Consider the following 15551-nt stretch of genomic DNA (forward strand, 5'->3'; position numbering starts at 1 on the left):
GCGCCTCCCGGTAGTCGCCAACCGTGGTTGGCGCTGGACATTGCCCGGGCGGTGCCAATGCCATGCCAACCAAGGTTGGCATCTACCGAAGCATGTGATGCCAGCGCCGACCGGCTGGTTACTCGGCCGGCACCCGCACCTTGCCTTCCATCAGCACACGGGCGCTGCGGCTCATGATGGCCTTGGTCACCGTCCACTGTCCGTCAACGAACCCGGCCTGCGCACCCACGCGCAACGTGCCGGAGGGGTGACCAAAGGTCACCGCTTCGCGTTCGCCGCCGCCGGCCGCACGATTGACCAGCGTGCCCGGAATCGCCGCGGCGGTACCAATCGCCACGGCGGCGGTGCCCATCATCGCGTGGTGCAGCTTACCCATCGACAACGCACGTGCGTGCAGATCGATGGCCGACGCCGGGATTGCCTTGCCACTGGACGACACATAGTCCTGCGCCGGCGCCACGAAGGCCACCTTCGGCGTGTGCTGGCGGGTTGCTGCGTCTTCAAGTTTCGAGATCAGGCCCATGCGCAGCGCGCCATGTGCGCGGATGGTCTCGAATTTCTGCAGTGCGGCCTTGTCCTCATTGATCGCCGGCTGCAGCTCGGTGCCGGTGTAGCCGAGGTCGGCGGCGTTGAGGAAGATGGTCGGGATTCCCGCGGTGATCATCGTCACCTCGAAACTGCCCACGCCGGGGACATCGAGGGTGTCGACCAGGTTGCCGGTCGGGAACATCGCGCCCGCATCGCCGTCATCGGACGGATCGATGAATTCCAGCTGGATCTCGGCGGCCGGGAAGGTCACGCCATCCAGCTCGAAATCGCCGATCTCCTGTACTTCGCCATCGCGCATCGGCACGTGCGCGATGATGGTCTTGCCGATGTTGGCCTGCCAGATGCGCACGGTGCACAGGCCATCGCGCGGCACGCGGGCCGGATCGATCAGACCATTGGCAATCGCGAACGGACCCACCGCAGTGCTGAGGTTGCCGCAGTTGCCGCTCCAGTCGACGAAGGCGGTGTCGATCGCCACCTGACCGTACAGATAGTCGACATCGTGATCCGGCACAGAGGCAGTGGAGATGATCACGCACTTGCTGGTGCTGGAGGTGGCGCCGCCCATGCCGTCGGTCTGCTTGCCATACGGATCGGGCGAACCAATCACGCGCATCAGCAGCGCATCGCGCGCGGCGCCCGGCACCTGCGCGGCCTCGGGCAGGTCCTGCAGGCGGAAGAACACGCCCTTGCTGGTGCCGCCGCGCATGTAGCTGGCGGGAATACGGAGTTGCGGGAGAAAGGTCATCGTCGGATCCACGCGTTTGGATTTCAGGAAATGTCTTGCATCAGTGCGTCAAGGCCACGATCAACGCACCACACCCGCATGACGTCCACGCGGTCCGGCAGATCGAGGTAGTAGACGAGATAGCGTTCAAAGCCCGGAACCTGCATGAAGCGCAAGAGTGCCGGCAACTGTGCGGCGAGGTCGGCATGGCAGACGGAACCTGACGCAGGGAACATCGCAATACGTTGAAGCGTGGCCTCCAGCTCGGCGAGAAAGCGCTGACCCAGTGCCAGCCCTCCCTGTCGTGCGTACCACAGCGCGGCGTCGGCTGCGTCTGTCTCGGCACGGGGCCTCCATTCAATCGCCTTCACGCTCCATCCTTTCGGTCAGTTCGCGACGCATCCGCTCGAATGTGGCCGCAGTCACCGGAACGGCAGGCCCAGAAGCCAGCCCCTCGGCAATCAACTGCTTGAGCAGCTCTTCAGCCTTGCTGCGCTGACGCTGGCGGATCAGTTCACGCACATAATCCGACGTACTGGAGTAGCCGCCTTCGCGCACTTCCTCGTCCACGAACTGCTTGAGCGGATCGGTCAGCGAAATGTTCATGGTGGCCATGAAACTCTCCTTTGGCAGTTTTTGCCAAGTCAGTGTGCGCCCTGCCCTGGTGTCGGACAAGCCCGCCCCCGGCCTCCGGGGGCAGGCATTCAGTCCGGCATCACGCCACCTTGGCGCCTTCCAGGAAGTCCTGGGCGAAGCGCTGCAGCACGCCGCCGGCCTCGTAGATCGCCACTTCCTCGTCGCTGTCCAGGCGGCAGGTGACCGGCACGAGCACGTCCTGGCCGTCGCGGCGGTGGATGACCAGGGTCAGCTCGGCGCGCGGGGTGCGCTCGCCGATCACGTCGAAGGTCTCGGTGCCGTCGATGCCCAGGGTCAGGCGGGTGGTGCCCGGCTTGAACTCCAGCGGCAGCACGCCCATGCCGATCAGGTTGGTACGGTGAATCCGTTCGAAGCCTTCGGCCGCGATCGCCTCCACGCCGGCCAGGCGCACGCCCTTTGCGGCCCAGTCACGCGAGCTGCCCTGCCCGTAGTCGGCACCGGCGATGATGATCAGCGGCTGCTTGCGGTCCATGTAGGTTTCGATCGCTTCCCACATGCGCATGACCTTGCCTTCCGGCTCCACGCGCGCCAGCGAACCCTGCTTCACGCTGCCGTCGTCGTTGCGCACCATCTCGTTGAACAGCTTCGGATTGGCGAACGTAGCGCGCTGCGCGGTCAGGTGGTCACCGCGGTGGGTGGCGTAGGAATTGAAGTCCTCTTCCGGCAGGCCCATCTTCGCCAGGTACTCACCGGCGGCACTGGACGCCAGGATCGCGTTGGACGGCGACAGGTGGTCGGTGGTGATGTTGTCCGGCAGCACCGCCAGCGCGCGCATGCCAGACAGCGTGCGCTCACCGGCCAGTGCGCCCTCCCAGTACGGCGGACGGCGGATGTAGGTGCTCTGCGGGCGCCAGTCGTACAGCGGGCTGACCGCCGCACCGTGCTCCACGCGCACGTTGAACATCGGGTTGTAGACGCGGCGGAACTGCTCCGGCTTCACCGATGCCTTCACCACCGCGTCGATCTCGGCGTCGCTCGGCCAGATGTCCTTCAGGCGCACCTCGTTGCCGTCGGTGTCCACGCCCAGCACGTCCTTCTCGATATCGAAGCGCACGGTGCCAGCGATGGCATAGGCGATCACCAGCGGCGGCGAAGCCAGGAAGGCCTGCTTCGCATACGGGTGGATGCGGCCATCGAAGTTGCGGTTGCCCGACAACACGGCGGTGGAATACAGGTCGCGATCGATGATTTCCTGCTGGATCTTCGGGTCCAGCGCGCCACTCATGCCGTTGCAGGTGGTGCAGGCGAAGGCGACGATGCCGAAGCCGAGCTTTTCCAGGTCCGGCAGCAGGCCCGCCTCTTCCAGGTACAGCTGCACCGCCTTCGAACCCGGCGCCAGCGACGACTTCACCCACGGCTTGCGCAGCAGGCCACGCTCGTTAGCCTTGCGCGCCAGCAGTGCGGCGGCGATCACGTTGCGCGGATTGGACGTATTGGTGCAGCTGGTGATGGCGGCGATGATCACCGCGCCGTCGGGCATCAGCCCCTGCGCCTGCTCGGCCTTGCCCGCTTCCAGCTTGGCTTCGTCGGCGATGCCGCGCTCGGCCAGCTCGGCGGTCGCCACGCGCTTGTGCGGGTTGGACGGGCCGGCCATGTTGCGCACCACGCTGGACAGGTCGAAGCGCAGCACACGCTCGTATTGTGCGGTGGCCAGGTCATCGGCCCAGAGGCCGGTGGTACGGGCGTAGTTCTCCACCAGCGCCACCTGCGATTCCTCGCGGCCGGTCAGGCGCAGGTAATCGATGGTCTGCCCGTCGATGTAGAACATCGCGGCGGTCGCGCCGTACTCCGGGCACATGTTGGAAATGGTGGCGCGGTCACCGATGGTCAGTGCCGCGGCACCCTCGCCGAAGAATTCAAGCCACGCACCGACCACGCGTTCCTTGCGCAGGAACTCGGTCAGGGCCAGCACCACATCGGTGGCGGTGATGCCCGGCTGCGGGCGGCCACTCAGTTCGACACCGACGGTGTCGGGCAGGCGCATCCATGAGGCGCGGCCCAGCATCACGTTCTCCGCTTCCAGGCCGCCCACGCCGATCGCGATCACGCCCAGCGCGTCCACGTGCGGGGTGTGGCTGTCGGTGCCCACGCAGGTGTCCGGGAAGGCGACGCCGTCCTGCACGTAGACCACCGGCGACATCTTCTCCAGGTTGATCTGGTGCATGATGCCGTTGCCCGGCGGAATCACGTCCACGTTCTCGAACGCCAGCTTGGTCCAATCGATGAAGTGGAAACGGTCTTCGTTGCGGCGATCTTCGATGGCGCGGTTCTTCTCGAACGCCTGCGGATCGAAACCACCGCACTCCACCGCCAGCGAGTGATCGACGATCAGCTGCACCGGCACCACCGGATTGACCTTGGCCGGGTCACCGCCCTTGTCGGCGATCGCATCACGCAGGCCAGCCAGGTCGACCAGTGCGGTCTGGCCGAGGATGTCGTGGCAGACCACGCGTGCCGGGAACCACGGGAAGTCGAGGTCGCGGCGGCGCTCGATCAGCTGCTTCAGCGAATCGCCAAGCGTAGCCGGATCGCAGCGACGCACCAGGTTCTCGGCCAGCACGCGCGAGGTGTACGGCAGGGTGGCATAGGCGCCAGGCTGGATCGCATCGACAGCGGCGCGCGCGTCGAAATAGTCCAGCGTGCTGCCGGGGAGGTTCTTGCGGTAATCGGTATTCATGGGCTGGCGGAGTGCTTGAGGCGGGCCGGGTGCCGGCGGTGCGGCGGCGAAAGCATCCGGCCGGCACGGGGCCGGCCGGATGGGTACAGCAGGTGGATCAGACGCGCTTGTCGATGGCGACGAAGTCGCGGTCTTCCGGACCGATGTAGTTGGCGCTCGGGCGGATGATCTTGCCGTCGATGCGCTGTTCTACGATGTGCGCGCTCCAGCCGGCGGTGCGGGCGATCACGAACAGCGGGGTGAACATCGCGGTCGGCACGCCCATCATGTGGTAGCTGACGGCGCTGAACCAGTCCAGGTTCGGGAACATCTTCTTGATGTCCCACATCACCGATTCCAGGCGCTCGGCAATGTCGTACATCTTCATGCTGGACTGCTCTTCGGACAGCTCGCGGGCCACGTCCTTGATCACCTTGTTGCGCGGATCGGAGACGGTGTAGACCGGGTGGCCGAAACCGATCACCACTTCCTTGCGCTCGACGCGGGCCTTGATGTCTTCCTCGGCTTCATCCGGGTTGTCGTAGCGCTTCTGCACTTCGAACGCCACTTCGTTGGCGCCGCCATGCTTCGGGCCACGCAGCGCGCCGATGCCACCGCAGATCGCGCTGTACATGTCGCTGCCGGTACCGGCGATGACGCGGCAGGTGAAGGTCGAGGCATTGAACTCGTGTTCCGCGTACAGGATCAGCGAGGTGTGCATCGCCTTCACCCACGACTCCTGCGGCTTCTCGCCGTGCAGCAGGTGCAGGAAGTGGCCACCGATCGAGTCGTCGTCGGTTTCCACGTCGATGGCGCGGCCGTTGTGGCTCCAGTGGTACCAGTACAGCAGCATCGAACCGAGGCAGGCCATCAGCTTGTCGGCGATGTCACGCGCACCCGGATGGTTGTGATCGTCCTTCTCCGGCGCCACGCAGCCGAGCACGGACACGCCGGTGCGCATCACGTCCATCGGGTGTGCCGACGGCGGCAGTTCTTCCAGCGCCGCCTTCACTGCTGCCGGAATGCCGCGCAGCGACTTCAGCTTGGCCTTGTACGAAACCAGCTCGGCGCGGGTCGGCAGCTTGCCGTGCACCAGCAGGTAGGCGATTTCCTCGAACTCGCTGGTGTTGGCCAGGTCCAGGATGTCGTAGCCACGGTAGTGCAGATCATTGCCACTACGGCCCACGCTGCACAGCGCGGTGTTGCCGGCGGCGGTGCCGGACAGGGCTACGGACTTCTTCGGCTTGAAGGTCGGGGTTGCGGTCGTATCGTTCATGTTTCCCTCCGAAAACTTGATGGTGCAGGGTACTGCTTATTTCTTGGCGGCGAACAGTGCATCGAGCTGCTGCTCGAAGGCGTGGTAGCCGATGCGGTCGTAGAGTTCTTCGCGGGTCTGCATGGTCTCCACCACATTGCGCTGGTGGCCATCGCGGCGCACCGCCTGGTAGACGTTCTCGGCAGCCTTGTTGGCGGCGCGGAAGGCAGACAGCGGGAACAGCTGGATGGCGACGCCGGCCGAGGCCAGTTCATCGCGGCTGAACAGCGGGGTGGCACCGAATTCGGTGATGTTGGCCAGCACCGGTACCTTCACCGCGTCGACGAAGCGGCGGTAGGTGTCCAGGTCGTAGGCAGCCTCGGCGAAGATGCCATCGGCACCTGCCTCGACACAGGCGATGGCGCGCTCGATGGCCTTGTCCACGCCGTCCACCTGGATGGCGTCGGTGCGCGCGATCAGGAAGAAGTCCGGATCGGTCTTGGCATCGGCAGCCGCCTTCACGCGGTCGACCATTTCACCCTGCGAGACGATCTCCTTGCCGGGGCGGTGACCGCAGCGCTTGGCGCCGACCTGGTCCTCGATGTGGCAGGCGGCCGCGCCGGCCTTGATCAGCGACTTCACGGTGCGCGCGATGTTGAACGCGCTCGGGCCGAAGCCGGTGTCGATGTCGACCATCAGCGGCAGGTCGCTGACATCGGTGATGCGGCGCACGTCCACCAGCACGTCTTCCAGGGTATTGATGCCCAGGTCCGGCAGGCCCAGCGAGCCTGCGGCAACGCCGCCGCCGGACAGGTAGATGGCACGGAAGCCGGCGCGCTTGGCCAGCAGGGCATGGTTGGCGTTGATCGCGCCGATCACCTGCAGCGGCGATTCGGCAGCCAGCGCCTCACGGAAGCGGGCACCGGCGGAGAAAGGGGCGGAAGCGGTCATGCGGCAATCCAGGTTGAAGAACGGATGGGTAGGCGCAAGCACCATGCCAAGCTGCAAGCCGTTGATTTCACGGACATGACCGTCACTCAATAGTGAAACATATGAAACACTGAAACAGATGTATCATGAAACACTTCGCCCGAACCCGCCGCCATGTACCTGCCCCGCTCACCCCTGCGCCATGCCGATGCCGACCCCGGCCGCCCGGTGATCTGGACGGTCAGCGTCTCGCGTCTGACCGGCCTGCTCGGCGACGTCATTCCCGAGTTCGACCGCCGCGCGCGCATCGAACAGATCAACCTCGGCTTCGAGGAAGCGGTGGATGTGATCGGCCAGCGCCTGCGTCGCGAGCACTGCGATGTGGTGATCGCCGGTGGCTCCAACGCCGCCTGGCTGCGCGGCCGGCTGGAGCTGCCGCTGGTGCCGATCCAGGCCAACGGCTTCGATCTGATGGAAGCACTGGCGCGCGCGCGACGCATCGCCAGCCGCATCGGCCTGGTCACCCACGCCAGCGACGTGCCGGTGTTCAGCAACTTCCAGCAGAGTTTCGGCCTGGATATCGAGCATCGGCGTTTCGTCACCCGCGAGGATGCGCGCGACTGCATCGCCGATCTGCGCGCCAACGGCATCGAAGTGATCGTCGGCACCGGCATGGCCATCGACCACGCCGAACAGGCCGGCCTGCCCGGCGTGCTGCTGTACTCCGCCGACTCGGTGCGGCAGGCGTTCGAACATGCGCTGGAACTGACCCAGACCTTGGCACGTTCCGGCAGCAACCGCCCTGCCCCACGCCGGCGCCCGGCAGCGCGCGCCGATGCGCATGAACTGCTCGGCGACAGCGACGCGATGGCGCGGGTGCGCGCGCAGATCGCGCTCTACGCCCCACATGACAGCACCGTGCTGGTCAGCGGCGAAACCGGCACCGGCAAGGAACTGGTGGCGCGCCAGCTGCACGCCGCCAGCGGTCGTCGCGGACGCTTCGTGGCACTGAACTGCGGCGCGATCAGCGAATCGCTGCTGGAGGCGGAACTGTTCGGCTATAGCGATGGCGCCTTCACCGGCGCACGCCGTGGCGGCCGTGTCGGCCTGGTCGAAGCCGCAGACGGCGGGACGCTGTTCCTGGACGAGATCGGCGAACTGCCGCTACCACTGCAGACTCGCCTGCTACGTGTGCTGGAGGAACGTGAAGTGCTGCGCGTGGGTGCCACCGAACCGACCCCGGTGGATCTGCGCGTGGTGGCCGCGACCCTGCAATCACTGGAACAGCGCGCCGCGGCCGGCAGCTTCCGCCGCGATCTGTATTACCGGCTGGCCGCGCTGCGTATCGCCCTGCCCTCGCTGCGCGCGCGGCGTGGCGACATTCCGATGCTGGCACAGCACTTCTTCCGCCAATTGCGCGGGATCGACGCGCCATTGGATGAGGACGCGATGGGCATACTGATCGCCGCCGAGTGGCCCGGCAACGTGCGCGAACTGCGCAACCTGGTGGATCGCCTGCGCATCCACTGGCAGCCCGGTGAAGGGCTGATTGATGCTGCGCGACTGCTGCAGCTTGCGCCCGAACTGGTGAATGAGGGCGTTGCAGCATTGCCGGTGGAAAGCAACGGCAAGCGCCCACCGCGTGCGCAGTTGGAAACGCTGCTGCAGGAACATCGCAATGATCGCGAGGGGATGGCGCAGGCGCTGGGCGTCTCACGCACCACACTGTGGCGCTGGCTGCGCGCGGAGGGGTTGTAACCACTCGTTGCCTGGTGGGTGCGAACCTTGGTTCGCACCGCTCTTCCGTCAAGCATCTCATCCACGCATGGCGTGGATCTACCTGGCCAGCAGCAGCTCGATTTCCTCCACCTGCACCACCGGCACCTTCCACGGGTGATGCGGCACGATGCCCTGTTCGAAGATGCGCTGCAGCCGCTGCGGATTCCGAGGCAGGCAGAATTCCAGGCGCACGCTGTCGACCACTTCGGTGCGGCCCGCCTCACCCTGCACGGGCGACGCACCCACGCGCGGGCGGAACTGCTCGAACCCCGGCGCCGACCACCACATCCCGTGCTCGTAGTCGCCGGCCGCCAGCGCGTCCACCGCGAGGATGCCCTGCTTCACTGCATCCAGTACTGCCGACGGCACGAACACCACCACACGGTACAGCGGCAGGCGTTGCATCAGGTTGCCTTACGGATACAGCAGGCGCTTGCTCCAGCGCCCTTCGGCACCGGCTTCATAGCACCAGCGTTCGTGCAGGCGGAACTGCGCGCCATACCAGAACTCGATGCGGTCAGGCACCACGCGCAGGCCGCTCCAGCCCTCCGGGCGCGGCACGTCCTTGCCCTCGAAGCGGGCTTCGACCTCGGCCACGCGCGCATCGAATTCCTCGCGCGTTGCCAGCGTCTTCGACTGCTGCGAGGCCCAGGCGCCGATCTGGCTCATGCGCGGGCGGCTGGCGAAATAGGCATCGGCTTCAGCATCGGCGACCTGCTCGACACGGCCTTCGATGCGCACCTGGATACCCGCCTCGCGCAGGCTGCGCCACAGGAACAACAGCGCGGCCTGCGGATTGGCCTGCAGCTCCTGGCCCTTGTGGCTGTCCAGGTGGGTATAGAAGACGAAGCCACGCTCGTCGAAGGCCTTCAGCAGCACGGTACGCGCCGAGGGACGGCCCTGCGTATCGGCGGTGGCCACGGTCATCGCATTCGGCTCGACCTCGCGGCTCTGCTTGGCCTCGTCGAACAGGCCGGCAAACGTGGACAGGGCTTCGGCGTACAGGTCGCTCATGATTGCGTTCTTCTCACACGGATTGGGCTATTGTGGCTGCATGGCCGCTGCTGCGTATATGCCCCAGGTGAAAGGATTCTCCGAAACATTGGCCGAACAGGCGCTGGATGATGCGCTGGGCAGCGGCGCAGCGGTTCCAGTATTGGCGATCAGCGGCCTGCAGGGGAGCGGCAAATCGACGCTGGCCGCGCAGGTGGTGGCGCGCGCCCAGGCACGCGGCCTGAACGCGGCCACGCTGTCGATCGATGACGTCTACCTCACCCGTGCGCAGCGCCAGCGACTGGCCCGCCAGGTGCATCCGCTGCTGATCACCCGCGGGCCGCCCGGCACCCACGACCTGCCGCTGGCCCACGGCGTGCTGGACGCGGTGGCCGCACGCCAGCCCTTCGCGATGCCACGATTCGACAAGCTGGCCGATGAACGCCTGCCCGAGGCTCAGTGGCCGCAGCTGCAGCAGCCATTGGACCTGCTGGTGTTCGAAGGCTGGTTCCTCGGCACACCGGCGCAGGATGACAACGCGCTGGACAGCCCGCTGAACGCACTGGAACGCGAGGCCGACGCCGATGGCCGATGGCGTCGCTGGTGCAACCAGGCGCTGGCCCGAGACTACCCGGCGCTGTGGCAGCGCTGCGACCGCCTGTGGTTCCTGCAGCCGCCGGATTTTTCGGTGGTACCACGCTGGCGCTGGCAGCAGGAACAGAACCTGCAGGCCGCGCAGCCGGGCCGGCACGGCATGAGCCGGCCACAGCTGGAGCGCTTCGTGCAGTACTACGAGCGGGTCAGCCGGCAGGCACTGCACGCCCTGCCCGCCCTGGCCGACCACGTGGTGGTGCTGGACGGCCAGCGCCAGGTGCAGGACGTGCGCTGAGCACGCCTATTCCACCAGGAAGGTCACCCGCAGGTTGACCCGCCATTCGGTGATCTCGCCACTGCCGTTGGTGACCACCTTGGTCTCGTTCACCCAGGCGCCCTGGATGCCCTTGACCGTCTCGGAGACCTTCTTCAGACCGCTGCGCACGGCGTCCTCCACGCTCTTCGGCGAGGAGGCGGTGATTTCGATGACCTTGGCGACCGTCATGGCCTGTACTCCGGCTGGCGCGGGAGACCCCGCAGGAACGCCTAGCCTGACGTGAAGAACGTAAAGGCAAGGGCACGGAGGTGTTAGCATCAGAGGGCATGAATCCTGCTCCGAACCTGATCCTGATCGGCCCGATGGGCGCCGGCAAAACCTGCATCGGCCGCCGCCTGGCCGAGCGCTTCACGCTGGACTTCGTCGATGTCGACCAGGCCATCGTCGATGCCGCCGGCGCCAGCATCCCGACAATCTTCGAGCACTCGGGTGAAACCGGCTTCCGCAGCCATGAGCGCGAAGCCTTGGCCCGTGTGCTGGAAGGCCGCGGCCAGCTGGTCTCCACCGGTGGCGGCGCCGTACTGGATCCGGACAACCGTGCGCTGATCGCCCAGCGCGGCTTCGTGGTCTACCTGCGGGTCAGCGTGGCCGCGCAGCTGGAACGCCTGGCCCGCGACAAAGGCAGGCCACTGCTGCAGCGCCCGGACCGCGAGCAGGTGCTGCACGATCTGGCTGCTCACCGCGACCCGCTGTACCGCGAACTGGCCGACCTCACCCTTGATACCGACCCGTATACCGCTGCCGACGCGACCGCCCAGCTGGTGGTCAAGCTGGCCACGCAATGGCAGCGCCAGGACCTGACCGCATGACTTCCCCCGCCCTGCTGCAGGTCGCCGTTGGCGGCGACCGCCCCTACTCCATCACCATCGGCGCTGGTGCCCAGGCCGACGGCACCGCGCTGGCCTCGCATGTGCGCGGCCGCCACGTGCTGCTGCTCAGCGACAGCGAAGTGGCTCCGCGCTACCTGGCCGCCGTGAAGCAGACGCTGCTGGCCGCACGCCCCGACCTGATCGTCGGCGAGCACGTGCTGGCCGCCGGCGAAGCCTCCAAGACCCTGGCCGAATTCGGCCGCGCGATCGAAGCGCTGGCCGCGCTCGGCGCCACCCGAGATGCCTGCGTGTTCGCCCTCGGTGGCGGCGTGGTCGGTGACCTCGCCGGTTTCGCCGCCGCCTGCTGGATGCGCGGGGTGGACTGCGTGCAGCTGCCGACCACCCTGTTGGCGATGGTCGATTCGTCCGTGGGCGGCAAGACCGCGGTCGACATTCCGGCCGGCAAGAACCTGGTCGGCGCATTCCATCCGCCGCGCGCGGTCATTGCCGATACCCGCGTGCTGGCCACCCTGCCACCGCGCGAGCTGCGCGCCGGCCTGGCCGAAGTGGTGAAGTACGGCGCGCTGGGCGACGCGGTGTTCTTCGAATGGCTGCAGCAGCATGCCGATGCACTGCTGGCCGCCGAGGATGCGGTACTGTCCGAAGCCATCGCGCGCAGCTGCCGGCACAAGGCCGCCATCGTCGAGCGTGATCCGTTCGAGAAGGGCGAGCGTGCCCTGCTCAACCTCGGCCATACCTTCGGCCATGCCATCGAGACCGAACAGGGCTACTCGGCCCCGGGCCGCGATGCGCTGAACCACGGCGAAGCGGTGGCGGTGGGCATGGTGCTGGCGGCAACGCTGTCCACCGACCTGGGCCTGGCCGACGATGCCGACCGCGCGCGCCTGCAGGCGCTGCTGGAACGGCTCGGCCTGCCGGTGACGATCCCCGCAGGACTGGATCCGCAGGCCCTGCTCGGCCGCATGCGGCTGGACAAGAAGAACGTGGCCGGCCGCCTGCGCCTGGTGCTGTGGCGTGGCATGGGCCGCGCCGAAGTGGTGCCGGACGTGGATGAGGCGGCGGTGCTGAAGGTGCTGTCGGCCCGGTAGTGCCGGCCGCTGGCCGGCAATCCTGCCGCGCAGCCTGGTAGTGCCGGCCGCTGGCCGGCTTCCCCGCTCATGACGTTGCCGGCCAACGGCCGGCACCACCGCGTTGCGGCCGGGGTCACCCTGGCCCCGCTACAATCGGCGCCATGCACGTCTACCTGCAACATCCCGACGCCGGTGCGCAGGCACCGCGCTTCCTGCGCCTGAGCCTGCAGCCGGATCTGTTCGGCGGCTGGGAACTGCTGCGCGAGAGCGGCCGCGTCGGCAGCCGCTCGCAGCTGCGGCGCGAGCTGTTCCTGCAGGCCGACGAAGCCCGCCATGCCTTCGAGAAGGCCCGCGATGCCGAACTGCATCGCGGTTTCCAGATCCTCTCGCACGGCGACTGACGCCGCTGCCAACTTTCGTCCAAGGAATGCCCATCGTGACCAGCCCTCTCCGCAACGATCGCCTGCTGCGCGCCCTGCGCCGCGAACCGGTGGACTGCACCCCCGTCTGGCTGATGCGCCAGGCCGGACGCTACCTGCCGGAATACCGCGCGACCCGAGCCAAGGCCGGCAGCTTCCTGGCCATGGCCAAGAATCCGGAGATTGCCTGCGAGGTTACCCTGCAGCCGCTGCGCCGCTTCCCGCTGGATGCGGCCATCCTGTTCTCGGACATCCTCACCATTCCCGATGCGATGGGCCTGGAGCTGTACTTCGTCGAAGGCGAAGGCCCGAAGTTCCGCCACCCGGTGCGTGATGAAGCGGCCATCGCCAGGCTGGCGGTGCCGGACATGGAACAGGACCTGGGCTACGTGATGGACGCGGTGCGCCTGATCCGCCGTGAGCTGGACGGCCAGGTGCCGCTGATCGGTTTCTCCGGCAGCCCGTGGACGCTGGCCTGCTACATGGTGGAAGGCGGCGGCAGCAAGGACTTCGCGCGGATCAAGGCGATGGCACTGAACCATCCGCAGGCCCTGCACCGCCTGCTGGAGGTCACCACCGAGGCGGTGATCGCCTATCTCGGCGCGCAGCGCGCGGCCGGTGCACAGGCGCTGCAGGTATTCGATACCTGGGGTGGCGTGCTGTCGCCGTCGATGTACCGCGAGTTCTCGCTGCGCTACCTGCAGCGGATTGCCGAGGGCCTGGAGCGCGGCGAAGGCAACGAGCGCACCCCGCTGATCCTGTTCGGCAAGGGCACCGGCCTGCATCTGGAAGCGCTGTCGCAGACCGGTGCCGATGCGCTGGGCCTGGACTGGACGCTGGATCTGGACGAGGCGATGCGCCGCACCGGCGGCCGCGTCGCCCTGCAGGGCAACCTCGACCCGACCACCCTGTACGCCTCGCCGGATGCGATCGCCGCCGCAGCAGCACGCGTGCTCGACACCTATGCCGCCGGCAACGGTGGTTCGCGCGAGGGCCATGTGTTCAACCTCGGTCACGGCATGTCGCCGGACATGGACCCGGCGCACGTGCAGGTGCTGGTCGACGCAGTGCACGCGCACAGCCAGCGCTGAGCATTGCGCATGCGGTTGCGGCGCGATGTTGATCGCGCCGTGACCCGCAGTGCGCGATCATGGCGTCCCCCACGCTGCACCGGCCGCACCCCATGTCCACATCGCCATCGACCTACAACCGCCAGCGCCCCCTGCTGTGGCTGGTTTCGTTGGCGATCTTCATGCAGATGCTGGACTCGACCATCGTCAACACGGCATTGCCGGCGATGGCGGCCAGCCTGGGCGAGAGCCCGCTGCAGATGCAGTCGGTGGTGTTCAGCTACGCGCTGGCAGTGGCCACCTTCATCCCCGCCTCCGGCTGGATCGCCGACCGCTACGGCACCCGCCGTACCTTCCTGGTGGCGATCATCCTGTTCACCCTCGGCTCGCTGGCCTGCGCGCTGGCCCAGCACCTGCACCAGCTGGTCGGTGCGCGCGTGCTGCAGGGAATCGGCGGTGCGATGCTGCTGCCGGTCGGACGCCTGGCAGTGATGCGTTCGGTGCCACGCGAGGACTTCCTGCGCGCGATGAGCTTCATCGCCATCCCCGCGCTGGTCGGCCCGTTGATCGGCCCGACGTTGGGTGGCTGGCTGGTCGAGATCGCGTCGTGGCACTGGGTGTTCCTGATCAACCTGCCGATCGGCGTGATCGGTTTCATCGCCGCGATGAAGATCATGCCCGACCACTACGCCAGCCATCGCACCCGTTTCGACCTGCGCGGCTACATCATGCTGGCCTTTGCGATGGTGGTGCTGTCGCTGGCGCTGGACGGCATCTCCGGGCTCGGAACGCCACATGCGCTGGTGATGCTGATGACCGTGGCCGGCCTGGCCGCACTGGTCGGTTACTGGCTGCATGCCGCCAACTCCACCGCGCCCTTGTTCTCGCTGGCCCTGTTCCGCGTGCCCAGCTACCGCATCGGCATCCTTGGCAACCTGTTCTCGCGCATCGGCAGCAGCGCCATGCCGATGCTGATCCCGTTGCTGCTGCAGGTCGGCCTGGGCCTGGGCCCGATGAACGCCGGCCTGATGATGGTGCCGGTGGCGGCGGCCGGCATGGTGTCGAAGAAGCTGGCGGTGAAGCTGGTCGAGCGCTACGGCTACCGCCGCGTGCTGATGGTCAACACCGTGCTGGTGGGCCTGGCGATGGCCAGCTTCATCCTGATGACACCCGGCCAGCACCTGGCCTGGCGCCTGCTGCAGCTGGCCTTCTTCGGCGCGGTCAATTCGCTGCAGTTCACCGTGATGAACACCGTGACCCTGCGTGATCTGGATCGCGAGTTCGCCAGTTCCGGCAACAGCCTGCTGTCGATGGTGATGATGCTCGCCGCCGGTTTCGGTGCCGCGGCGGCCGGCAGCCTGCTGGCCGCGTTCGGCAATCACCTGGACAGCAACAGCGCCACCGCCGCGTTGCACGCCACCTTCCTGTGCGTGGGCGCGATCACCCTGACCTCGACGATGATCTTCTGGCAGCTGCCGGACACCAAGCCGGAGCCACGGCAGGTCGAGCACGTCGCGGAGTGAGGGGGTTCGGCAGGGTTGCACCCTGCACCCGCAGAGGCCCAACCCGAAGCAACAGCAACAGCAACAGCGAGCATTCCGTGGGATGGCGGGGCAGTGTGGGCTTGCAGGACACGCCGTAAACCCGTCCATGGGGGCTCGATGGCGCCATCCATGGCGCCAACG

The 15551-nt window shown here is 67.1% G+C and carries 16 protein-coding genes; 7 read left to right on the forward strand and 9 right to left on the reverse strand.

Going from position 1 to position 15551, the window contains the following annotated elements; all coding sequences use genetic code 11:
• Window positions 1–118: 118 nt before the first annotated feature.
• The 6 genes from prpF to prpB all read right to left on the reverse strand — a co-directional run bounded on the left by prpF (window position 119) and on the right by prpB (window position 6795).
• Complete coding sequence (prpF, locus tag ACSYS9_RS18050) at window positions 119–1297, reverse strand: 2-methylaconitate cis-trans isomerase PrpF (protein WP_071228109.1); 1179 nt, start codon at window positions 1295–1297, stop codon at window positions 119–121.
• Window positions 1298–1320: 23 nt separating this feature from the next.
• Window positions 1321–1647 carry a type II toxin-antitoxin system RelE/ParE family toxin gene (locus tag ACSYS9_RS18055; RefSeq protein ID WP_071228108.1) on the reverse strand — a complete coding sequence of 109 codons (327 nt, stop codon included), beginning with the start codon at window positions 1645–1647 and terminating at the stop codon, window positions 1321–1323.
• Window positions 1634–1891, reverse strand: coding sequence for a type II toxin-antitoxin system ParD family antitoxin (locus ACSYS9_RS18060; RefSeq protein WP_071228107.1), 258 nt, complete (start codon window positions 1889–1891; stop codon window positions 1634–1636). Before ACSYS9_RS18060 ends, ACSYS9_RS18055 begins: the two co-directional genes overlap by 14 nt.
• A 100-nt stretch (window positions 1892–1991) precedes the next feature.
• Entirely contained in the window at window positions 1992–4610 is a 2619-nt protein-coding gene (gene acnD / locus ACSYS9_RS18065; protein WP_071228106.1) for a Fe/S-dependent 2-methylisocitrate dehydratase AcnD, read from the reverse strand.
• A gap of 97 nt (window positions 4611–4707) precedes the next feature.
• Entirely contained in the window at window positions 4708–5865 is a 1158-nt protein-coding gene (gene prpC / locus ACSYS9_RS18070) for a bifunctional 2-methylcitrate synthase/citrate synthase (RefSeq protein WP_014038133.1), read from the reverse strand.
• A 36-nt stretch (window positions 5866–5901) separates the two neighbouring features.
• The gene (gene prpB, locus ACSYS9_RS18075; protein ID WP_071228128.1) at window positions 5902–6795 is read right to left on the reverse strand and encodes a methylisocitrate lyase; all 894 of its coding nucleotides are present in this window, start codon (window positions 6793–6795) and stop codon (window positions 5902–5904) included.
• Window positions 6796–6948: 153 nt separating this feature from the next.
• Here prpB and prpR point away from each other — a divergent pair, with 153 nt between their 5' ends.
• Window positions 6949–8532: a propionate catabolism operon regulatory protein PrpR gene (gene prpR, locus ACSYS9_RS18080; protein ID WP_071228105.1), complete on the forward strand. Its 1584-nt coding sequence runs from the start codon at window positions 6949–6951 to the stop codon at window positions 8530–8532.
• 78 nt (window positions 8533–8610) lie between these two features.
• On the opposite strand, the gene ACSYS9_RS18085 is transcribed toward prpR, so the two are convergent.
• Window positions 8611–8958: a hypothetical protein gene (locus ACSYS9_RS18085; protein ID WP_071228104.1), complete on the reverse strand. Its 348-nt coding sequence runs from the start codon at window positions 8956–8958 to the stop codon at window positions 8611–8613.
• A gap of 9 nt (window positions 8959–8967) precedes the next feature.
• The gene (pdxH, locus tag ACSYS9_RS18090; RefSeq protein ID WP_049401396.1) at window positions 8968–9567 is read right to left on the reverse strand and encodes a pyridoxamine 5'-phosphate oxidase; all 600 of its coding nucleotides are present in this window, start codon (window positions 9565–9567) and stop codon (window positions 8968–8970) included.
• A 40-nt stretch (window positions 9568–9607) separates the two neighbouring features.
• On the opposite strand from pdxH, the gene ACSYS9_RS18095 reads away from it, so the two are divergent.
• Window positions 9608–10435: a kinase gene (locus ACSYS9_RS18095; RefSeq protein ID WP_071228103.1), complete on the forward strand. Its 828-nt coding sequence runs from the start codon at window positions 9608–9610 to the stop codon at window positions 10433–10435.
• Window positions 10436–10441: 6 nt separating this feature from the next.
• Here ACSYS9_RS18095 and ACSYS9_RS18100 read toward each other — a convergent pair whose 3' ends face one another.
• Window positions 10442–10645 carry a dodecin family protein gene (locus ACSYS9_RS18100; RefSeq protein WP_005410663.1) on the reverse strand — a complete coding sequence of 68 codons (204 nt, stop codon included), beginning with the start codon at window positions 10643–10645 and terminating at the stop codon, window positions 10442–10444.
• Window positions 10646–10743: 98 nt separating this feature from the next.
• Here ACSYS9_RS18100 and ACSYS9_RS18105 point away from each other — a divergent pair, with 98 nt between their 5' ends.
• The 5 genes from ACSYS9_RS18105 to mdtD all read left to right on the forward strand — a co-directional run bounded on the left by ACSYS9_RS18105 (window position 10744) and on the right by mdtD (window position 15389).
• Complete coding sequence (locus ACSYS9_RS18105) at window positions 10744–11286, forward strand: shikimate kinase (protein ID WP_071228102.1); 543 nt, start codon at window positions 10744–10746, stop codon at window positions 11284–11286.
• On the forward strand, window positions 11283–12395 hold the full coding sequence (aroB, locus tag ACSYS9_RS18110; RefSeq protein ID WP_071228101.1) for a 3-dehydroquinate synthase: 1113 nt from the start codon (window positions 11283–11285) through the stop codon (window positions 12393–12395). The genes ACSYS9_RS18105 and aroB overlap by 4 nt, the downstream gene beginning before the upstream one ends.
• 143 nt (window positions 12396–12538) lie before the next feature.
• Window positions 12539–12778, forward strand: coding sequence for a WGR domain-containing protein (locus ACSYS9_RS18115; protein WP_032127800.1), 240 nt, complete (start codon window positions 12539–12541; stop codon window positions 12776–12778).
• A 26-nt stretch (window positions 12779–12804) separates the two neighbouring features.
• Window positions 12805–13887, forward strand: coding sequence for a uroporphyrinogen decarboxylase (gene hemE / locus ACSYS9_RS18120; protein WP_032127799.1), 1083 nt, complete (start codon window positions 12805–12807; stop codon window positions 13885–13887).
• Between the two features lie 92 nt (window positions 13888–13979).
• On the forward strand, window positions 13980–15389 hold the full coding sequence (gene mdtD / locus ACSYS9_RS18125; RefSeq protein ID WP_010482759.1) for a multidrug transporter subunit MdtD: 1410 nt from the start codon (window positions 13980–13982) through the stop codon (window positions 15387–15389).
• Window positions 15390–15551: the final 162 nt, after the last annotated feature.

This window comes from Stenotrophomonas sp. STK17_22 (assembly GCF_051983905.1).
Lineage (GTDB): Bacteria > Pseudomonadota > Gammaproteobacteria > Xanthomonadales > Xanthomonadaceae > Stenotrophomonas > Stenotrophomonas maltophilia_A.